The 21,682-nt window shown below is 36.0% G+C and carries 19 protein-coding genes; 13 read left to right on the top strand and 6 right to left on the bottom strand.

Translation table 11 applies throughout. The annotated features are described in order from the left end of the window. Window positions 1–41 precede the first annotated feature (41 nt). From SP041_RS06415 to SP041_RS06405, 3 genes are all read left to right on the top strand, one after another. Window positions 42–2,384, top strand: a complete 2,343-nt coding sequence (locus SP041_RS06415) for a fatty acid cis/trans isomerase (protein ID WP_025563482.1) — start codon at window positions 42–44, stop codon at window positions 2,382–2,384. Window positions 2,385–2,670: 286 nt separating this feature from the next. After that, window positions 2,671–4,560, top strand: a complete 1,890-nt coding sequence (locus SP041_RS06410) for a bifunctional diguanylate cyclase/phosphodiesterase (RefSeq protein WP_025563483.1) — start codon at window positions 2,671–2,673, stop codon at window positions 4,558–4,560. A 368-nt stretch (window positions 4,561–4,928) separates the two neighbouring features. Further along, window positions 4,929–5,759 (top strand): HDOD domain-containing protein, encoded by an 831-nt coding sequence (locus SP041_RS06405; protein ID WP_025563484.1) that lies wholly within the window; start codon window positions 4,929–4,931, stop codon window positions 5,757–5,759. A gap of 48 nt (window positions 5,760–5,807) precedes the next feature. Here SP041_RS06405 and SP041_RS06400 read toward each other — a convergent pair whose 3' ends face one another. Beyond that, window positions 5,808–6,383: a GTP-binding protein gene (locus tag SP041_RS06400; RefSeq protein WP_025563485.1), complete on the bottom strand. Its 576-nt coding sequence runs from the start codon at window positions 6,381–6,383 to the stop codon at window positions 5,808–5,810. Between the two features lie 84 nt (window positions 6,384–6,467). Between SP041_RS06400 and SP041_RS06395 the strand changes: the two genes are divergently transcribed. The 5 genes from SP041_RS06395 (at window position 6,468) to SP041_RS06375 (ending at window position 12,722) form a co-directional block, all read left to right on the top strand. Then, window positions 6,468–7,331, top strand: coding sequence for a YicC/YloC family endoribonuclease (locus SP041_RS06395; protein WP_025563486.1), 864 nt, complete (start codon window positions 6,468–6,470; stop codon window positions 7,329–7,331). A 197-nt stretch (window positions 7,332–7,528) separates the two neighbouring features. Then, window positions 7,529–8,737 (top strand): site-specific integrase, encoded by a 1,209-nt coding sequence (locus SP041_RS06390; protein ID WP_025563487.1) that lies wholly within the window; start codon window positions 7,529–7,531, stop codon window positions 8,735–8,737. A 474-nt stretch (window positions 8,738–9,211) separates the two neighbouring features. Then, window positions 9,212–11,209: an ATP-binding protein gene (locus tag SP041_RS06385; protein WP_025563488.1), complete on the top strand. Its 1,998-nt coding sequence runs from the start codon at window positions 9,212–9,214 to the stop codon at window positions 11,207–11,209. A gap of 4 nt (window positions 11,210–11,213) precedes the next feature. After that, window positions 11,214–12,386 carry a hypothetical protein gene (locus SP041_RS06380; protein WP_025563489.1) on the top strand — a complete coding sequence of 391 codons (1,173 nt, stop codon included), beginning with the start codon at window positions 11,214–11,216 and terminating at the stop codon, window positions 12,384–12,386. A gap of 63 nt (window positions 12,387–12,449) precedes the next feature. Next, window positions 12,450–12,722 carry a hypothetical protein gene (locus SP041_RS06375; protein ID WP_025563490.1) on the top strand — a complete coding sequence of 91 codons (273 nt, stop codon included), beginning with the start codon at window positions 12,450–12,452 and terminating at the stop codon, window positions 12,720–12,722. Here SP041_RS06375 and SP041_RS06370 read toward each other — a convergent pair. Further along, a complete protein-coding gene (locus SP041_RS06370; protein ID WP_025563491.1) occupies window positions 12,707–14,152 on the bottom strand; it encodes an MvaI/BcnI family restriction endonuclease in 1,446 nt (481 codons plus the stop codon). The two genes, SP041_RS06375 and SP041_RS06370, sit on opposite strands and share 16 nt — an antisense overlap. 401 nt (window positions 14,153–14,553) lie before the next feature. Between SP041_RS06370 and dcm the strand changes: the two genes are divergently transcribed. Beyond that, on the top strand, window positions 14,554–16,131 hold the full coding sequence (gene dcm, locus SP041_RS06365) for a DNA (cytosine-5-)-methyltransferase (RefSeq protein WP_025563492.1): 1,578 nt from the start codon (window positions 14,554–14,556) through the stop codon (window positions 16,129–16,131). Window positions 16,132–16,183: 52 nt separating this feature from the next. Here dcm and SP041_RS06360 read toward each other — a convergent pair whose 3' ends face one another. Further along, a complete protein-coding gene (locus tag SP041_RS06360) occupies window positions 16,184–16,387 on the bottom strand; it encodes an AlpA family transcriptional regulator (RefSeq protein WP_025563493.1) in 204 nt (67 codons plus the stop codon). Between the two features lie 151 nt (window positions 16,388–16,538). Between SP041_RS06360 and radC the strand changes: the two genes are divergently transcribed. From radC to SP041_RS06345, 3 genes are all read left to right on the top strand, one after another. Further along, window positions 16,539–17,021, top strand: a complete 483-nt coding sequence (radC, locus tag SP041_RS06355) for a DNA repair protein RadC (protein WP_025563494.1) — start codon at window positions 16,539–16,541, stop codon at window positions 17,019–17,021. Further along, window positions 17,021–17,449, top strand: a complete 429-nt coding sequence (locus SP041_RS06350; protein WP_137297475.1) for a DUF2787 family protein — start codon at window positions 17,021–17,023, stop codon at window positions 17,447–17,449. The genes radC and SP041_RS06350 overlap by 1 nt, the downstream gene beginning before the upstream one ends. A gap of 124 nt (window positions 17,450–17,573) precedes the next feature. Then, on the top strand, window positions 17,574–18,134 hold the full coding sequence (locus tag SP041_RS06345; protein WP_137297474.1) for a tyrosine-type recombinase/integrase: 561 nt from the start codon (window positions 17,574–17,576) through the stop codon (window positions 18,132–18,134). Between the two features lie 411 nt (window positions 18,135–18,545). Here SP041_RS06345 and SP041_RS06340 read toward each other — a convergent pair whose 3' ends face one another. Next, window positions 18,546–19,037, bottom strand: coding sequence for an inovirus-type Gp2 protein (locus tag SP041_RS06340; RefSeq protein ID WP_137297473.1), 492 nt, complete (start codon window positions 19,035–19,037; stop codon window positions 18,546–18,548). A gap of 264 nt (window positions 19,038–19,301) precedes the next feature. Between SP041_RS06340 and SP041_RS06335 the strand changes: the two genes are divergently transcribed. Continuing rightward, window positions 19,302–19,796: a lecithin retinol acyltransferase family protein gene (locus SP041_RS06335; protein ID WP_137297472.1), complete on the top strand. Its 495-nt coding sequence runs from the start codon at window positions 19,302–19,304 to the stop codon at window positions 19,794–19,796. 88 nt (window positions 19,797–19,884) lie between these two features. Here the strand turns inward: SP041_RS06335 and SP041_RS06330 are convergent, their stop codons facing one another. Both SP041_RS06330 and SP041_RS06325 read right to left on the bottom strand, forming a co-directional pair. Next, on the bottom strand, window positions 19,885–20,541 hold the full coding sequence (locus tag SP041_RS06330) for an inovirus Gp2 family protein (RefSeq protein WP_170968524.1): 657 nt from the start codon (window positions 20,539–20,541) through the stop codon (window positions 19,885–19,887). A gap of 303 nt (window positions 20,542–20,844) precedes the next feature. Continuing rightward, window positions 20,845–21,624, bottom strand: a complete 780-nt coding sequence (locus SP041_RS06325; RefSeq protein ID WP_137297470.1) for a hypothetical protein — start codon at window positions 21,622–21,624, stop codon at window positions 20,845–20,847. Window positions 21,625–21,682 lie beyond the last annotated feature (58 nt).

Here is a 21,682-nt window from a genome sequence, read left to right as displayed (position 1 = left end):
ACAACTGAATATATATTCTAGCAATTTTAGAGAACAGCTTCATGACTTTTAAAGCATTAATTATATTACTATGCACTGTACTTATTAGTGCTTGCTCTGACACGGAAGATCAATTGAATGAAGATTATGGTAAAGACCAAGCTCGGCCTAGACAATTATCAGTAGATGACTTATTAGCACAAGAATATCGAGATCAAGTTATGCCGATTCTTGAGAAACGTTGTGTGGTTTGTCATGGTTGTTACGATGCACCTTGTCAGCTAAAGCTGTCTTCTCCTGAAGGTATTGATCGTGGTGCGAGTAAAGATCAAGTTTATAACGGGCAACGATTATTAGGTGCGAAACCTTCACGTTTGTTTATCGATGCACATGATACGGAGCAATGGCGTGAAAAAGGCTTTTCATCAGTCTTGAATGAGCGTGACCAAACTATGCTTGCTAATTTACAAGGCAGCATCATGTATAAGCTGCTGTTACAAAAAGAAAACAATCCTCAACTACAAGGCATCTTACCAGAAGAGTTTAATTATTCCTTAGATCGCCAAGATCAATGTCCAGACATTAATCAATTAGATGATTACCAAGAAGATTTCCCATTAGGTGGGATGCCTTACGGTTTACCTAACTTAAGCAATGATGAGTTCAAAACATTAGAAGCATGGATCGCGAAGGGCGCACCAATGTCAGAGCCATTACCTTTGTCCGAGGAAACGTCAAAATTAGTTGCCCATTGGGAACAAAAGCTAAATGGAGACTCGCTTAAAGAGCAATTAGTTGGTCGCTATATTTATGAGCACCTATTTATTGGCCATATTTATTTTGATGCATTGCCTATTAGCACTGACACGCCTCCTCGATTTTTTAAACTCGTGCGTTCATCAACACCACCAGGTGAGCCACTAAAAATAATCCCATCACGCCGTCCTTACGATGACCCTAAAGTAGATCGTGTTTACTATCGTTTAATGCTAGATCGTGCAACAACATTAGCTAAAACTAACTTACCTTATGTGTTTAATGAGCAGCGAGAACAGTTATGGGATACATTATTTTATAACGCTGATTTTACGATTGATACGTTACCTGGTTATAAAGACTTCAATCCTTTCGTCGTGTTTAAAGATATTCCAACCAGTGCGCGCTATCAATTTATGTTGAAAGAGGCTTATTTCACGATTAGCGGCTTTATTAAAGGGCCAGTTTGTCGTGGGCAAGTGGCTGTAAATGTTATCAATGATAAGTTCTGGGTATTTTTTGTAGAGCCTGACTCCACAAGCAATGCCGATGTGGATCATTTTGTTTACGAACAAGCCAATAATTTAAGACTACCGGCAGAATCAAGTAGTAATAATTTATCTGTTATCGAATGGCTTTCTTATGCAAAAGGCAGTCGTCAGTATGTGAAAGCAAAAAGTGATTATATTAAGCGCTTTATGAACCATGATACCGGTTTAAATTTTTCTAATATTTGGTCTGGTAATGAAAATGCGGCATTAACCGTTTTCAGACATATTGATAGTGCTACAGTCGTCAAAGGGGCATTAGGTAAGCAACCTAAAACTGCTTGGTTAATTGATTACCCAATTCTAGAGCGAATTCATTATCTATTAGTGGCGGGGTTTGATGTTTACGGCAATGTTGGACATCAAATAACGACCCGTTTATACATGGACTTCTTGCGTATTGAGTCAGAAACTAACTTTATCTCTTTTATACCGAATGAGTTTAGAAAGCCGGTACTCGCTAGTTGGTACTTAGGGGCAACTAAAGAGTTAAAAGAATATTTGAATGATAGGAACCTGATGCATGCTCGCCCATCTGGTATTAAATATCAAACGGAATTCCCAAAAGAAGAGTTACTAAATCGTTTAAAACACTATGTTTATACACAGCCTATGTTGAAAGCCAAAAACGAGCAATATCGAGTGCCAGAGCAAGATCTTGAGCTAAAGCGTTTGAATAACTTAGGTAACTCAGTGGTTGTGGCATTACCTCAAGTCTCTTTTGTTATTATTGAAGATAAAAAGAATGATGACAGGGCGTATACATTGATACGTGATAATGCGCATAAAAACGTTTCTTCCTTACTGAATGAAGCGGCAAATCGAAGTGTTTCTGAAGATACCGCTGAGATATACAAAGGCTTCTTAGGCACCTATCCAGGGATTATTTTTAAAGTGTCAGCCGCTGATAAAGGAGACTTTGTTAGTCTATTCTTGCAAGCTAATGACTCGCAAAAATTTCAAGAGTTAATCACTCGATATGGTGTAAGACGTAGTGATACTCAGTTTTGGGAAGTCAGCGATCATCTACATGATTTATACTTACAACAAGATCCAATTGAATATGGCTTATTTGATTATAATCGATTAATTAATCGATAGTTTATTAACTGAAAGGCAGCCTTTAGGATCAACAAATGATGCTGCTTTAAGTGATAAACAAGTTCTTCATTGCTTAAACCGTATGTTGAAAAGCGATAAGTAAACTAATAAAGTTAGCTCATGAAGTTAATCAATAACATAAGTAAAAAATTAGAAGCACATTAGAAACATAGTACCTTCGCACTTTTAACTCTATATGAGTATGAAATGAGAAGGTACACTATTTAAAGCTTTGTAATTTAAGTAAACTGCTAGTATCAATGGACTGACCCTTTAAGTAACAAATATGACAATGAAAAAAAATAGCTTTAACGACAAGCGGTTAGCCTTTGTTAGCTCTTATTTTGGCTCTGCTATTATTATCAATACAATCGTTTCCTGCGTTGTTGTGTTCAGTGGCATTAACCATAGTGGTGCCACAGAGAAGCTATATTGGTTTGCCATCTTAACGTTCATCTCACTTCTTCGTCTTGTTAATCATTTTTATGTCAGTGATAACAATAAAAACAAATACAATTTTTATTTTATTGGTGTTTTATTAACAGCTTTTACATGGGGGCTTTTCCCTATTTTGTTTTTTGAACAAATGTTGATGCAGGAAAAATTTATATCGCTAGTGGTATTTAGTTCACTCGCTGGCGGTGGTGTCAATGTGTTAGCGTCAGATATCCGATCTTCTATTTCCTATATCACTTTTTTACTCGTTCCTTTTAGTGTTCTCTTGTTATTTCAGCCGATTGGCGATGAACAAATGTTAGGTGTATTAGGCCTCGTATTATGGTTTATTCTTTGTTTTGTAACCGCTGTACGTACCGCTAAAGATGTTAAATCATCAATAATGAATGAGTTAAAATTAGATCTTTTCATTGATGATTTAGAAAAAGAAGTACAATTACGCACCGATAAAATCATCCTATTAGAGCAGAGAGATAACTTAACGCAGCTATTTAATCGAGAAAGCTTTGTCTCTAATGTTGCATTAGATTTAGCTGAAAGTAATCATGATATCAAAGCGATTCTATTCTTAGACATGGATTATTTTAAAGTTATTAATGATAAATATGGTCATGACTTTGGGGATTTTGTATTAGCAGAAACAGGTCGTCGATTAGTTGGATCAGAAAAAAATAATGGCTTTATTGCTTGTCGATGGGGCGGTGATGAATTCATTTTCTACACACGGCAGGACTCTAAAGAACATTTGTTTGATTGTATTCATCGGTTGGTTGATGAATTGACCAAGCCTGTTAACAACATGCACTATCAGGTAAAACCTTCTTTTAAAATTGGACTGTATTTTACACATGATGCATTCAATCTTACTCAAGCAATAAAATATGCCGACGTTGCTATGTATGAAGGCAAAAAAAGTCGTAATGGTATTTCTGTGTTTGATGAGCGCATGTATGCTTCTCTAAAAAGAGAGGAAACATTACGTAGTTCTATTACAGACTGTGTTGAAAAAGGTAACTTTCATCTTTGTTATCAACCTATTGTCGACATAGCCGCTAATAAAATAACCTCATTTGAAGTGTTACTCAGATGGCAATTTAACGATGAATTTATTCCGCCATCTGAATTTATCGATATCGCAGAAAGATACGGAAAAATTAACTTCTTAGGTGAGTTTGTTCTAGAACAAGCGATTCAAAGTTTGAGACAGTTAAATGAATTAGATAGCACACTTGCGCTCTCAATTAACGTCTCTGTACTGCAATTAGAAAATCATAATTTCTTAACCCTTTTAACTGGTTTAATAGGAAAGTATGCTATTGAGGCAAGTAACGTGCACTTAGAAATAACCGAAACGGTGATGATTAAAAACTTAGAGTATTTATCTAAAGTTATTACGCAAATAAAGAATACTGGCGTACATATCTCGATTGATGACTTTGGGACAGGTTTCTCTTCAATCTCTGTGTTAAAAGAATTGTCTGTTGATTATATTAAAATTGATAAGTCTTATATTGATAATATTTGTGATCGCTCAAAAGATGAAAGTATCGTCTCCGCAGTCACTAAAATGTCGCATATGATTGGTTGTAAAGTGATAGCCGAAGGCGTTGAAAAGAAAGAACAGTTAACAATTTTAGAAAAGTTAAGTGTTGATAAATACCAAGGCTTTTTATTTAGTAAACCAATTCTATTTTCAGAGGCGGTTAAATTAATCAGTTAACTTATACAATTGATTTAACCTCAGTTCTGAATAAGTAAAGCAACATCACTATTTCCACGGGTTTCTGCGTTAAATTATTTCTCAATAACCCGTAATTGCTTCAATAATTCGCCTTTCATTAACCAGAATTGAGGTTATTTATTGTCGACCTATTTTTTGTTTAATTGTTAGGGCGATCTTATACCTTTTCCATTATTAAGCTTTTGACATGTTTAGGTGCTGATATTAATTACCTTTTTATAGGGTATCTAACGAATAACACTATCGTCTAAATGAACTAAATAATACCTATTAAGAGTTAATGTTTGATTTTATCTCTATTTCCGATTATTTTGTCTGATTAATTATTCAATGGACAAAATATCGACATGGAGTTAACCGCCCAACTTTTTAAAGATGTAAAAAAATTACCCGTTTTACCGTATATATTACTCGAGTTAATGGATTCATTTTCAAATGAAGAAACTCGTGTAGAAGAAATAGCAGAGAAGGTCGCACAAGATCAGTCGATTAGCGCAAAAGTCATTCGTATGGCTAATTCAGTGACTTACCGTAGAGGTAAAGAAGTCGAGTCAATCGAAGAAGCGGTGATCCGTTTAGGCTTTAATCAAGTAAGAAGTATTGTAGTTGCTGCATCTTTCTCTAATGTTTTTCCTGATATTACTGGATTTGATAAAGATAAATTTTGGGAAGAAACATTCATAACCGCCAGTATTGCAAAAAATTTAGCGAAACATACCACTACTAATAATGAAACGGCCTTCACCTGCGCCATGATGCATAATATTGGTGAATTATTATTACAAACAATTAAGCCAGTTGAGTGCGAATTAATTAGAGAAGCAATAGATTCTGGCCATCCTCGTTTATATGCGCAACGTGACTTTTTCGGTTTTGATTACACCGAAGTAGGGGCGGCACTCGCTAAACATTGGAACTTTTCATCGACTTTTTGTGATGCGATTGAACAACAACTTGATCCTCTATCTTATGATAATCCTTCACAAGCCGCTATTTTGATCCGCTTGTCAGTCTTTATGCGTTTTGCATGGTCGCTAGGGTTACCGCCTGAAGTCATTATTCAACGCTTTCCTGAACCACTAACTAATGCCATTAAGTTAGATAAAGAAGGCGTATTAGCCACTTTCACTAACATGATAGAGGAAGGCCAAGATTTAGCTCGTATGATCAAAGGGTAATTGATAAATAACCATTAATTATTTTAAGTAAATATTGCCCCGTCTTATTTAATCGTTCGCATTCAATAGGCGGGAGTCTTGTTTATTTCCCTGTAAAATCGTTAATGGTTTAGCAAAGCGATCAGCCATGACTTCTGCTTGTTTAACACCTTCACCTGAATAAATTAACAACGTATCAGATTGTTGTATTAATTGTAGATAGCTTTCATGCTCGGAAAATGTAACATCATTTAAATGCGCTGTATTTAATAAGCATTGAGTAGGAGTGATATTAATAATCGGTTGATAAAACTGACCTGTTAATAACGTCTTAATATTGTCTAAATGTCCGGCTCCAGCAGGCTCAATAAAAATACGATCGGGTTTGTTATCCCTAATCATCTCATTTAAGGCAACGCGGAAAGGTAAACCTGCAGTACAACATAAACATCCACCTAATACTGTTTTAACCGCTATGTTTTGTGCTTTCAGTTGATCAATTGGATAACTTTGCTGTCCCACTTCATTAACTAAAATGACCCAACGTTCATTAATTGGTTTGTTAGCGGTTAATTGTTTAATAAAGTGTGTTTTCCCTGCTCCTAAAAAACCAGCGATTAGGTGGCAGCTTATTTTTTGTTGCATTAAATCGACTCCAAAATGAAGCGCATCGTAGCATGTTTAGTGGTTAGTCAGTTATACTCTGAATTCAAATTTAAAGGGGAAAATATGATTTACAGCATGACGGCGTTTGCACGCAAACAATTAAAAGGTGATTGGGGTACTGCAGTTTGGGAAATTCGCTCAGTGAACCAGCGTTATCTTGAAACATATTTTCGCTTACCAGAACAATTTCGTGGTTTAGAAACTAAATTAAAAGAAACATTCCGACAACGTTTAGAGCGCGGAAAAATCGAATGTAGTTTACGCTTTGAAACAAACTCAGAAAGCAGCTCATCATTAAGCATGAATAAAGAGTTAGCTGCCCAATTGATGCAAAATGCACAATGGGTTGTTGAACAAATGGGCTCGGGTTCAGTAAACCCTGTAGATATCTTAAAATGGCCGGGCGTGATGCAAGCACCAGAGCAAGATGCTGACGCGGTTAGTGCAGAATTAATGGCTGGTTTTCAAACAACTTTAAACGAGTTTGTTGAAGCGCGTGCCGCAGAAGGTGCAAACCTAGCAGTATTTATCGACCAACGTTTGGTAAGCATTGGCGAACAAGCCGCTAAAGTCCGTGACTTTATGCCTGAGGTACACGCTTGGCAAAAAGCACGCATTCTAAAAAAATTCGAAGATGCTAAAGTTGATTTAGACAGCACACGTGTTGAACAAGAGCTGGTATTGTTAGCACAAAAATCAGACGTAGCAGAAGAATTAGATCGTCTAGATTCACATATATCAGAAGCGCGTAATGTGCTTAAAAAAGGTGGCGCAGTAGGTCGCCGTTTAGACTTCATGATGCAAGAGTTTAACCGTGAAGCCAACACCCTAGGCTCTAAAGCAATTAACACAGACATCACCGCTGCAGCGGTAGAGTGTAAAGTGTTGATTGAGCAAATGAGAGAACAGGTACAGAATATCGAATAATGTTCGCTTGAGTTTTTCGTTGTTCTTTGTTCGTTGTTTTTACTGGGTTTGTGTTGTTTTGTTGTCCGTCATAGTTCGTGTTGATATGGTGGGTTCCAAGTCTTGGTGGTGGGTTTGTTGGTGGGTATGTTATACTTTGGTTGATCGTGGGTGGTGGGTGACTGTCATCCCTCTATTTAACTGGAGTGGACGCACTAATGGGCAAGCTAACAGCAAAAGAAGTAGAAGCTAAAGCAAAGGGTAAGATTGGACGATTCGCAGATGGGGACGGCTTGTATTTTGTTGTCCCTAAATCTGGTAAGCCACATTGGATGCTAAGATTTACCTCCAATAAAAAACGTAAAGAGATGACCTTAGCGAAGTATACAGATCTGTCTCTTGCAGATGCACGAGTTACTGCATCACTTAAAATGCAACAACTCCGTCAAGGCGTTGATCCCCTCTTAGAAAAGCGTCGTACCGAACAAGGTACAATTAAAACCGTTGATGATCTTTTTGTTGATTGGCAAGAAGGTAATATAAAACGTTTAAAACATCCCTCAATTCCTGCACGTGTTTATCGCAAAGATATTTCTCCTATTATTGGCGAAATTAAACTTGATAGTATTAATGCCCGAGATATCAGACGAGTAATAACTTCCATTAATGATTCAGGCCGTCCAGCGATTTCTAATGATGCATTAGGCTACTGCAAACAACTTTTTAATCACGGCATAAAGTTAGACCTGCTAGGCGCTAACCCAGCAAGTGCATTTACTGTAACGGATGCTGGTGGCATCGAGAAAAGTAAAGATAGAGCGTTAAGCATTATTGAACTTAAATTCTTCTTTGAAAAGGCGCGAGAGAATCGTGATAGCTTTAGTCGAGATAATTATTTAGCGTGTGCATTACTAGTAGTGTTGGGTGTTAGGAAAGGGGAATTAACTGAGGCGTTATGGGAGGAGTTTGACTTGGAAGAGGGTAAGTGGAGGCTTCCTAAGGAACGTAGTAAGTCAGGTGTTGGCATTGTTATGCCGTTATCAGAATCTGTCTTAGAATGGCTTAAAGAGCTTCAGATAAGAGCCTGTGGGTCTGATCATGTTTTTCCTAGCCGTAGAAGAAGCAAACGCCCTTGTATGGGTAAAGATACGCTTAATCGTGCTATTACCAAGTTGTTTGGCCATGAGGCTGGTAAGAAGAAACAACCACCTAACCAAATGGGTGAAATGGAGCATTTTACAGTGCATGATTTACGTCGAACCTGTCGGAGTCTATTAGCATCACAAGGAACGCCCGGTCATGTAGCCGAGCGTTGCTTAAATCATAAGTTAAAAGGTGTTGAAGGTATTTATGATAGGTATGATTATTTTGATGAGAGGGAAGAAGAATTAGAAAAGTTATCTATAAAACTAAGTACGTTCATTTGATGATTGTCAAAATTTTATGATTCATTAGAAAACCAAAAAATTGAAGTTAGTTCACATATAAAAATCACAGTTAAAATAGCATGGTGATTTTATTGAAATTTATAAAAGTCCATAGGCAATAAAAACATAGGTTTAACGCGTGTTGTTGAGATGTGTGAGATATTTTGTTTTACATAAATGTTTTACAATCGCACTATATATTTTTTGAAATTAACAGCACATAAATAGTTAGCTGATATAAAAGTTAAACAGATTTAATAATAGTTTTTCTTAAATAAAAGTGATCTTATTTTTTAATTTTCAGTTGAATGCTATGTACACCAATAATATCAGCTTCAGAACGGAGCTTCTATAATACGTGATGATTAAAGGACACAATAATGTCCTTAGATACATAAGTAAGAAATGCAGTGCCATTTGTAGGGTAAGTTTGGGGCTGTCCTTATGAAATAAACTATACAGTAGAGTGATGAAATGGATTTAAAGGCAGAGATCGAACTAGAAAATAAATTGATACAGAATATATCTGATGGAAAAGTTGAGAAAACTAAGCTTGAAACAGATGATAAAGTATTAGCAAGAGTAACTGATGGTATTTATCGGTTGCCGGGTTCTGCCCTTAGGGAACTAATATCGAATGCTTATGATGCCGATGCTGAAAATGTATTTGTTGAGACTGATGCTCCAAGGTTTAACTCCATCACAATAAGAGATGATGGTAATGGTATGTCGATAGGTACTTTAGTCAATATGTTACGACATATTGGTGGGAGTGCAAAACGCACTGAAAAAGGTAAAGAGTTAAAAGTGACTGATGACAAAGATAATTCTTTGAGTCTTAATAAAAAACGAAAATTAATTGGGAAAATTGGTATTGGTCTCTTCAGTGTGGCACAACTTACAAGGGACTTTGAAATTGTTACTAAACAAGCCGGTAATGATTTTTACTTAAAAGCTAAAGTTCAACTATTTAACTTCTCCGATGATGCAGATAAACATGACTCGTCATCAAATGAAGAGCGAGGAAAAAGCTTTCAAACTGGTAGTGTTAGAATATGGAAGGAAGTAACAGAAAATATATCCGCGCATGGCACTGATATTTTACTTTTCAATATTAAGCAAAGTGCAAAGGAGCAGTTGAAAAGTGTTGATGTTTGGGGACAAACTGAAAATGAAACAGATGCTGAAGCAGGTATCGAAGAAGATAGTTTTATGGATTCATCAAAAGCAACTCTTCCAGACTTTCATATTGGATATTTAACAAATAAAAAAGGTATTCAAGAGTATGACGGAAAATTTGCAATGTTGCCTTCTCTACCTTGGGAAGTGGAAGATAAACCGAATGTTAAGTTTTTAAAGCTTTATGACGCTATTTTAGATAAAACAAAAAACGCAGTAAGTCCCAAATTAAATTTAGTATTAGATAATTACCTCAATATGATATGGACTTTAGGTCTTTCAATTCCTCTGGATTATGTCGAAAAACATCCTTTTAGCCTAACGCTGAATGACTTGGCTGATGTTTACAGCTTGAGTAACAAGAAAAAAGGTCAGGCAGAAAGTTTGCTCAAACATTTAAAACCAAATGTACCTTTTGGTACAACATTAGGATTTAATTCACAAAACTCTAAACCTGACTTTAATGTTTGTGTTGATGGTATAAAGTTATTTAGACCGTTGAAATTCACCAATCTTCCCAAATCTAAAGCACTTGTAAAAAAGCCAATTTTATTCTTAGGTAAATATAAACCCGATTTATCTAAAGTTGATATTAAAGAAAGTGGTGGAGAGCTAGAGTTTGAAGCTTATTGTTTATGGACACCGAAAGTCAGCCCAAAAGACCACAACGGTAGTTTAATTAGAATACATAATGCGTCTGGTATTTCATTCGATGAAACATTTATGAAGCATCAAGTGGCTGAGCATACGATCAAAAGTCAATTGACAGTCGAAATATTTGTTTCTAAAGGGTTAGATTCTGCTCTTAATATTGATCGAGAGTCCTTTAATATTGCTCACCCTCATTACCAAATTGTAATGCGTTGGTTACATAGTGCGATTAGGCAAGTGGTTAATAAATATAAACTGATTAAAAAGGACTTGCGAAGTAAGTCGATAGAAGAAGGAAATGATGATTTTTCGAGACAGATAAAAAAAATTGTTTCATCTTCGGTTGAATCCAATTCAAAAGACCCATTGGAGCTATCCAGACTTGTGGTGTTAAATGAGAATGGAGAAAATATAAATGAGAATGATATTACTCATGCTGAGAGTTATGTTATATCAAAGAAAAACTTTGATGAATTTATTCCAAGTCGGAACCAAAATTCAATAAAAAATAAGAAACTAATGAAAAAGTCTGAAGCACTACTTCAAGTTCTTGATGGTTATGGTTTGCTAGATAATTTGACTGTTAATACTCAAGAAAACTTACTTCTAGATATTGTTCAAATTTTAAGTCTAGAGGAGTAATTTCATGGAGGATATTTTTTCGTCAGACGACGACTTATATAATTTATCAGAGGTCACTGGCAAGGTTGATGAGGAGATGGAAAACCCATTTAAACCTTGGCATAAACCAAGAAAACAATATATTAGGGAAAAGCAGTGGTTTGATCCCTTAAAAAGAATAGCCAAAAGCAATAAATACAATACTGTAAATACTATCAATTACTTCGGTCTTCCAGGTGGAGATCTTTTGGATGTTACTTATATTAGTCAAAGATTATTAGCGCATGCGGAACTTAAAAATAAACTTTTTCTTATACACGGATTTACTAATGATGAATCTGAGTTTAAAAAAGCACAGTCAGGTTTATCTCAACTATTGGATGTTGCAAACGTATGTAGCAACTCGAAGATTGAAAACTTTGAATTTGAAGCGTTAAGTAAAGAAAACTCTGAGGCTTGGAAAAGAATAATGAGTGTTGGGCATTATCATTTCGTCAACTTAGATTTCTGCGACTGTATTTTAAATGATAGAACACTCCCTGCTATATACAGATTACTTGACTATCAAACAAAGAGAGTCATAGGCACACCTTGGTTGCTGTGTATAACGACAAGGTTAAATAAATCAGGTGTAACAACTGCTCTACTTGAAAAGTTTGATATTGTTTTAGAAGAAGTCAAATCAAATCAGGATTTAGTAGCTGTAATTGAGGATGCTTTTAATGAATCCTTACTAACGGTTGAAAAATTAAGTGACTTGAATGAGTCTCAAAAGAGTTTAATAAATGAGTTACTCCAAGTTTGTTTGATTTTTTGGTTAGTAAATGAAGCGATTAAGAAAAATTGCACTATCGAGCTTAAAAGTAGCTATAAATATTCTGTCAATTTACATAATAGAGAACAAGATATGCATTCATTTGTATTTTCGCTAGAAAGAAAAGATATTGTCGCTCCAGATACATTAGGCCTAATTTCTCAGAGCGAAAATGTAGGCCTCACAGAAGAGAAAATAGCAAAATTAAAAGAAAATTCCATAAGTAAGTTAGGGCGAAGCATGAATTTAGATGAGCATTTAGAGGGCGATAATGAAATGTTAAATGAATTTGCTGACAACATGATGGAACTGTTAAGCAAATGTGGCTATGACGTTTCTACTTATAAACAAGTCATGAGCCAGGACTTTGGTTATTCCTTTTAAGCTTACCGCTAATAAAATTTGACTATTTGGGTGTGTTATTAATAAGTTAAGGAATCAGAAGTTGTGAATATACCTTCAGATGTGCAGCTAAAAAAGATTAGTAAGTTTAAAAGAATGTCATGGGAAAAATTTACGGTTCCATTCTTGATGGAAGACCAATCTAATTTAGAGGCATTTTTGTATAGTACATTATTATTTAAATTTCCTCACAATGAGAGGAAAGCGTTGTTAAATGAGTTAGAAAAAAAGGCTCTGGATACTGAGGAAAAACTTTCTTTTAAATCACTAAGGCCTAGTACTGTTATACAGACGTCACATTACTATATTAAAGAGTAGGTAATAGGCTTTGGAAATAGCAACTCCAGATCACGTTTGTTGATCTTGAACAACGGACCTTTTTCACTGACTCGATTATTTTGACCATTACGTTTTATTAAGTGATCCATTGTCACCACTCCTGATTGTATAAGAGGTAAAAGTTGACTAAGGATTGGTGATTTAGTGTGGGTCACTTTAAGTAGTTGGAACTGCTCTACACCATTAACGACTTCACTTTTAGCTTCTACCCAGAAAGTCTCGGCATGTTTTTCTTTCAGCCTTTTCCGTAACAAAGCACCGGGCCATACTGCAACGAGATCTGTTTTGTTATACCACTCTTGTAATTGGTCCTTGGTTTGGTCGTAAATAAAGCTAAGGCCTTGGGGATTTTCTCTCTGCGTAGTGATAGTACAATACAATTTAAAGTCATCGTCACGTTCATAACCGTATTTATTAAGAATTTCAGCGCTCTTTTTACAAGGACTAATACTCCAATCTGCAACTTGTGCAAACAGTGTTGTACGAGTCTTGTTACCACGGCCTGATTTTAATTCGATACCTTTATAGTCTGGTAGTTTGCTTGAGTTAGCTGCTATTCCAAGCTTTTCTTCTAATGTAAACCCAATTGCTGTATCACCTATGCGAAGAGCTGAAAATGGTGATTTAGCGAGTTCTTTTAGCTTATCTAATAATTCTTTTGCAATCGTATTGTGTTGTGTGACAAAGCTTTCTAGGAAGGTTTTAATATGGGATTTGTCATTACTTAATGATTCTTCAATAACGACAATACTTAGGTTAATAAGATAAGTCGCATCATCTTTAATTATTATTGCGACTTGATCACCGGGAGTAGAGTAAGAAGGTAGTTTTCTAAACCATATTCTTGGATCACCTTGCTTTGTTTTTGGTCTATATAAACTGGCTTTTGATTTAGTGACTTCATCATCACTTAATAGGTAAGCATCTTTCATTACTTTATATTCTGGGCCTTGGCCTTGCTCCCAGTAATAGTGAAAGCCTTCTAACTCAAAATGAACCCTAACTTGTTGTGTCGCATCTAGTATCGACTTTTTTAAGCCTGTTATCGTTGGCTCAAATACAGAAAACTCGATACCTAGCTTGGTAAGCTGTCGCTTATTGTTTGCGACTCTCTTTTTAATACCTTCGGCTAACTCTGCTTCTCGTTCTTGATCAAGCATTTTGTAATCATCATCACTCATTTCAACATCATCATATTCGACGAATGTTATCGAAGGTTGAGGAGTTGGGGCTTTGGCTTGCTCGTTATTTTTCAGCTCTTCTTGAAATGATTTCCAATCAGAAAAACCATGTTCATTACTTATCAGTAAAAGGGCTTCAGAGTGTGAAATATTGCATTCTTTTTTTAGCTTTTTAGCGCGTTGCTTGACTCGGCTGATTGTTGGTTGAGTTGTATTGTGGTTTGTCATTAGGTAATACCCAAATTATTTCTGCGTAGAAATATAGAAACATTGGGTACGCTGAGGCGTTTGTTTTAAGAGGCTCCCCTTTAAAGCCTGAATTGACAAAAGCATGGGGGACGCAGAATGAAAACCACCTATACAAATGTCTAGGTAGATAAATTACAGAGGAGTTGTCTTGTTAGAGTTATGCTCAACTGCAAAGCACCAACAATATTGTTGGTTTATCTACAGAGAGGACCGGAAGGGGTCTTTACTTATAAAGGTTGGCTTCTCTCAGAAGCCTTTAAGAACAATACATTACATTGTTTATAAGTGTCAACGGTATTGCGGTTAAAAATTAACCCTGGACTTTTGATCGTAGTTTGAATAGAATCCACCCTGTAAAATTATAATTATCGAGGTTGTGTGTGAATCATATTGAGCTATTTTCTGGTTGTGGTGGACTTTCTTTAGGCTTAGAGCAAAGCGGCTTTGAGTTAACGATGGCCAATGAGCTTTCACCAATGGCGGCAGAGTCATTTGCATACAACTTCTTTAATGAAAATTTAGAAGAGTTAGCAGATAAAGGGGAGACAGCTCAACATACACTTTGGTTGAATAGTAATTTTTCTGAGTTAAAGCCCCGTTTACGTGAAAACCCTTTCACCTTTCCTGCTTATGGTATTGATGCTAATAGTGATATACCTAATGACGGCTTAGATCTAAAAGGTAAGCTAGTTGTTGGCAGTATCGTTGAATTAAATCGTCTATTAGACTCTGATGAAAACTTAGTAGCACAATTGCGAACTTCTTTTGGTTCACAACGAGGCCTTGATTTAGTTTCCGGTGGTCCACCATGTCAAAGCTTTAGCATGGCTGGATTACGTCAAATGGATAATGAAAAAAACACTCTTCCTTGGGAATTTGCAAAGTTTGTTCAACATACGCAGCCTAAAATTGCGATGCTTGAGAATGTAACTGGAATTCTACGCGCTTTTAAAGATGCTGAAGGCAATAGCTTCCATGCATGGTATGAAGTAGCAAAAGTGTTTGCTTCAATTGGTTATGTACCTCTTTGCTTGCATATCAATGCACGCTTAGCTGGTATTGCACAAAATCGCCCACGATTCATTATGATGGCAGTTAGATTTGATCATTATGAGAATATAGCTCAGGAATTTGAGGTGGGTAGTGCTAACGATCAGTTGTTTACTCCTTCACTTAAGTTCTATCAATTAGTACGAGAATTAGGCGAGTCATTACCATTTGGTCATCTTGATTACTTTGATGCAACCAAACCTATTCACAGTAAGTTATTTGAAGAGTCGTTTTTATCTAATTTAGCAAATGGTGAAACAGTAACTGTTCAAGATGCATTGGATGATTTAAAACAAACGCACCCATCAGAGCCTTCTAACTTTATCAATACGCTTAACTCGACATTTGAAGCGTTACCAAGAAGAAATTCTTTGTCAAACCATGAGTTTCGTAAAAATGGGGAAGTTGTTCAACGTCGTTTTAGGTTGTATCAGGTTCTTCAGGCTATTGGTGAACGTCCAATAACACAGGCGGTATTTACCGTTTTAAAAGGTAATGAGACAAAATTATCTGATGATGTATGGAACATATGCCGTCAACATAAATACCTTCAGGTTGATGGTGAGTTATGTGCATTCGACTCCAAGCAAGAATTTATAGAGTACCTTCGTGCTCACCCAACAAAGAAACAAACGCAGAAAGCTTTAGTAGCCGATGCACCAGCGCCTGCTGCTTTGTCTATCCCAGATGATGCTTGTCACTATGATGAACATGAGCTTAGAGTGTTAACTGTTCGAGAAATGGCAAGGATTCAATCCTTCCCTGATGATTTTGTCTTTCGCTCAAAGGTTACAACAGGAGGCAAGATGCGTAGGTTTGAAGTGCCACAGTACACTCAAGTGGGTAATGCTGTTCCGCCATTATTGGGGCTAAGATTGGGGCAGTGTTTGTCTAGGCTATTAACCTAAGTTGAAAGACATAAAGATAAGAAGCTTGTAGCCTCTTGTCTTTATGTTCTATTTATTCTGTTACCTTTAACACTGATTCATCACGCTGTTCAATCTTATCAAATATCCATTCTTGTACTTCACCCTCTACCCATGCTACTGATTTGCCTATTTGTGTAACAGGCTTAGGGAATACCCCTTCTTTCATATATTTGTAAACGCTTGAACGGCCTAGTGCTGTTTGGTTCATTACTTCTGTTAGTTTAATTAATCGCATTTGATTTTCCTTATCTCGTGTATGTGCTCATTTGATAAGGGGCTATGTAAAAATTTACTGGTGACTCTGCGTCTGAAAGGTCGATTAAAAATACTTTCAGATATATTTCATTTATGTGCATAACCAAACCACCAGCTAAAAGGAGCTATATATGCACACTAAAACAAACCAGAGCTATCGATTCTCAAAACCTATGACAGAACATCAGATACTTGAGAAAGCCGCTGAGATTGTCGCTACTAAGTTTATTAGTAGCGAGGGCGATGCATTTACTAATGTAGGGAACACTAAGGATTTTTTATCGTTTAAATTAGCTAACTATGAGAGAGAGGTGTTTGCAGTGATGTTGTTGAATACACAACACCAGCTAATTGAATATAGAGAGCTGTTCTTTGGCACTATTGATAGTGCTTCTGTTCATCCTCGTGAAGTGGTGAAAGTCGCACTTGAGGTTAACGCGAGTGCCATTATCTTTGCTCATAACCATCCTTCAGGGATAGCAGAGCCCTCAGAGTCTGATAAGCGCATAACAAAGCGCCTCACGGACGCTTTAGGATTAATTGACGTTAGAGTGTTAGATCATGTTGTAGTTGGTCGCACGCCTGTGTCATTCGCTGATAGAGGGTTAATCTGATGAATATTAAACTTAATAAAAGCTCGTTAAATGTTTCATCTAAATTACTCAAGCAATTAAATAAGCAGATTGAACTTAATGGCGTAACTGATGAAGATTCTGAAATAACAATTAATTTTAGAGATCTTTCTTATAGTGCCAAGGAAGGGGGATATCACCCTGTAGAAATATCTATGAGGAAAGATCTATTTACATCTAATTGGGATTTGTTGTATATCACCGACTTTGCTTTTTACGGACTCCATTATCCGGAGTTATGTATGGAGTTTGATTTCAACTTTGAGTTAAAAGCATTTTTCATGATTAATTGTGGGAGCAGGTCATTATCTGATTCAGAAGTAAAGGGATTTTATAAACTGTGGCAAACCAGTTTTATAAGCTCTCTGGAAAGTGATGTTTTTGATGAAATTGAGGTTAGTTCTTATTGATATAAGTCCAGCTTCCCAAATTAGTCTTTTGGGAAGTTGCGAAGCCTATTAAATAGGACTCTACCTTTTAAATCCCCTCTGAAGTTCCCAAAATGACACCCTACCGTTAAAAAGGAAGCTGACAATGTCAGAAGTTCAAGCAGTTAAAAACCTTGATACCGTTAAGTTAATTAGTCACCTGTTAGAAAGGACCTATAGCAAGCAAATGTCCGATGTTTGGAATATAGGGTTAAATCTAGCTCTACGAATATCTGACTTATTAGCGATTCGATTTGAAGATATTCATGATGATAGGTTAAGGGTTAAAGAATCTAAAACTGGAAAGTTAGCGAATATAAAGCTTAATCAAAAAGCCTTATCTGCTATTAGGCAAATACAATCCGAGCATCCTGACCATATTTACTTATTTCAATCGTATCGAAATCAACAAGCACTCAATAGCATACCTAGGCCCTTATCAAGAAGGGCCGTAAGTCAAGCGTTCGCAATGATTGGTACTGAAGTACAGGTCTCGTTAGGCACACACTCAATGCGTAAGACCCGTGGTTACCATCTTTATCAAAACACTAAAGATATTGCCCGAGTAATGAAAATGCTTCGTCATAGTAGTGAAGGGGTCACGTTGCGTTATATTGGAATAACGCAGGATGATATTGATAAGGATTTTGTTGAGTTGGAAATTTGATAGTGTCATTTTAATGTGAGTCGATATTTTTGTGTTTAGACTATCCCCTCCAAGGAGCCAGTGCATTGCACTGGCTCCTTGCTTTACTTTATGGCGTAAATTAACCGGGTTCTTTTGTTAGTGTGCTTTTTTTGTTAAGGAGTCTAGCTATATTTCTCTTTTATGGAGTTTTGGAATTTGTTAATAGGTCGAAGGTCCTTTTACTTTTCTTTCTTCATTTCTTTTTTTCGATTAGTTGCACTATTTATCTATTTTCTCAATTTTATTTTAGGCTATCTATTTTTCTGCCAGTTTGGATATGTATCTTAATGGTTGATGCTTATTAAATGATTATTATGCTGAATCTATACATTGATGCTATTTAGCTGATTGCTCTGTTATGGAGTAATTTCTTTCTTGCTCTAGTTTAGCTTATTGGTAACTCATTAATGGATGAACGTCTCTTATTTTATTATTCAATACATGAATTGGATTCGTTGGAAAGATTACTTTCCCTATTAGTTTATTAGCATTACCGTCTATTGCGGCGGCCCATGCTTTTTCTATATTTGAAATGAGGCTCAATCCTGTTGTACCGTGATTACTGATATCAGGATACGCAGCTCTGTTGAGTAAGAGTGTCACTCTATTCTTCTTTTTATTCCACACTTGTTGATGGTAGGTGAGCGCAGGCTCATTCACGTGTTCTTTATTCACCACTTCTTGAAACGCTTTATAAAACTGAGTTGATATATCGCTATTAATATCATTTATTCCGTTAGTGGTTGATAAATCTAAGTGTATCAATAACGTTTGGTCAAACTGTACGAGTGCTAGTTGTACTTGTTGCTGCAATGCACTTTGATATTCCTCTGGAGTAAAGCATATTGAAGGCTCTGGTGTCGCTAGTTTATATTGTTTCATTTTGTATCTCCTGTGTTTAGTACAAGATGACTTCCTCTGTGAAAAATAACCGGAATTGGCCCTGATTATAAAAAGGCTTAGATATATTTTATCTGTGTGGATAACCCAATCACCAGCTAAGAAGCCATCTATGCACGCCTATAACCTAATCACTTATCTGCATGACGGTTATTCAAATCTAATATGCAACGGCATTGTAGTGGTCAAGTAAAATCACCTTTAAACAAGTGACGCTGTCTAACACATTTATCTACAGGAAATAAAATGAATACTTCATCGTTATTATTGTTTTCCCCATTGTTTGGTCTTGCACAAAGCCTATCCAGTAATCTATTTAGAAAAACCAATGGGCCTATACGCGGCAGTCTCGTGTATTGCGATCTTGCCTTTGGGTATGCCGAGCATTCTGGTATCTATATTGGGAACGACAAGATTGTACATAAGACAGGAAAAGGAAAAGTTGAGATAGTTTCATCTAGGCAGTTTGTAGACAACACAACTGCAGTCACTATTTATGTCAGCTGTGATAGTGACGGTCAAGCGATAGGAGGTGAAGATATCGCACTTGTAGCAGAGGCTGAAGTAGGCCGTATAAGTCAGTACAAGTTACTCGGTGAAAACTGTCATCAATTCTGTAGTTATTGCCTAACAGGTGATTTCTATAATCAAACCTCTTTATTACTTTCTTTGAAAAGAGAAGCTAATGACTACCTTGGTGCAACACACTGGAGGGCCTGGGACCTTCTTAATCGACCTTAAGATAATTCGACAAGGTTAACTATCAACCAATCCAACGTATAAGGAGAGCGGCTAAACGTCCCCCTAAAACGTTGGGCTCATCAATCTATTAACTTATACTACAGCCAAATGAACGACCTGCTCTATTAAATACTTTTGTATCAACTTTAGCTAAATAGCTTATGCGATAAAACAAAGCGTTTAATTCATCTTGATATGAGTTCCTGTTCTTGTTGACTGAATAAGTATTGTTCTTAGGGAAATGAGCGAGCCCATCTATATCATCAATATGATAACGAAGTGCTCTTGCCCACGCTTTTTTGATACGTGCAGCCATATTTCCAGATAGAGCTTTATAATCGCCAAGTGCGTTATAGGCATGCCCATTGAAAAAGAGAACAACATGGTAATGATAATTTAATGCTTCATTTTTCTCCTTTACCCAAATGTACCGTAAGTTACAAGAATGCACCCGCTTCACTTCTCTTTTTTTTTTATTAAGATCAGCAGATATTTGTGCCTTAAGAGAAGCAAAGAAATTACTAATCAGACTTTGTCCAACAACTTCAATATTAAGAGGGATGCATAAGTCAATTCTAATAGCTGTTGTACGGGGATATTCATCTAAAGCAAAACCAATAACATGATAGGCCTTGTCTAAGTACTCTGTAATCAGTCCATTATCAAAGTTCTGAACAGGCATATTTTCAAATGAACTTCTACGGTGAATGGATAAGTTACGATTTGATGGTAGGCGGTCTTTCATTTTAACACTCCTTATGATTTTTCTCATAAGAAGTACATGCTGGTTATTTATTACTGGTTTTATCTTCTTTTCTATTCAAATACTCATACTGCCATACTGAGAGTACTGGCTAAACACTATACCCCTATAATGATCTCTAGTTAGTCTTTAGGACTAACAGATAAGGATGATATGAATACTTAATATAACTATAACCTACACGTTTTTACTAAGAATAAGATTCGAAGTTAGACTGTAACCCTCGTGCTCTATGAACTTCATTCCTTTAAATTACTGCAAAGCGGCTCTGGAGATATATTGTTTTCATTCAAAATTTAATAATAAGTAAATATGCTCTTTAACTTTATCATGTGTCCCTTTTGCTCTTAATATATTAAGAAGCTTATTTTTTAGCTCAGCCATATGACTTAGATACGAAAAATATTCTTCAATAGGATTTTCATAACGCGCTATAAGGTCTTTAGTTTTTAAGTTTCTAAGTGTTTTCTTAATATTTTCAATTTCTATAAGCATCTTATCTTTATTCCCTTCATGAAACTCATCATAAAACGTTAAGAAGAAATCAGGTTTAATTAGGATAATACCAGGTAAAGAAAGGCCATTATATTTTTGAGTGATTAATGTTGCTAAGTTCAGTTTATTCAATTCAGCTAATGTTTCAGATACCCTTCTTGTGCTCATCCCCAGAAGACTTGAAAGCTGATTAATTGTTAGTACAACCCCTAGTATTTCTCGTTTTATTTTTCGCGACAAAAAAATAGCAATCGTAATTAACGCCTCTCTCTTTTCTGCTCGATATGCTTTTTTTTCAAAGTAACTAATTATCTTCTGAGTATTAACCTTGATAGTGTAACGAGTAAACCTAAAGTTAGTTTGTGATAAGCAGACTTCAGGCAAAAACAAAACGTCATGTACATTTGGATCGTCGATTTCACTTTCGCTTAAACATGCTAACAACCCATCTGGGCTATCGCCTTTTTCTCGCTTTATACTTTTCGCAATTAAACATTCACCTTTATTATTAAATAGAAAATATTTAAATTCATTACTTTTTTTGTTAGATACTATATTTATAGAATTCATTTATTAAAACAACCAAATTAAACCATCGGATTCCTTTTATAATAAACGTAATCCGTCG

Origin of the sequence: Psychromonas sp. SP041, from assembly GCF_000470315.2 — a bacterium.
Taxonomy (GTDB): Bacteria; Pseudomonadota; Gammaproteobacteria; order Enterobacterales; family Psychromonadaceae; genus Psychromonas.
Note: the sequence above shows the minus strand (reverse complement) of the source record. Positions and strands in the feature narration are given on the sequence as shown.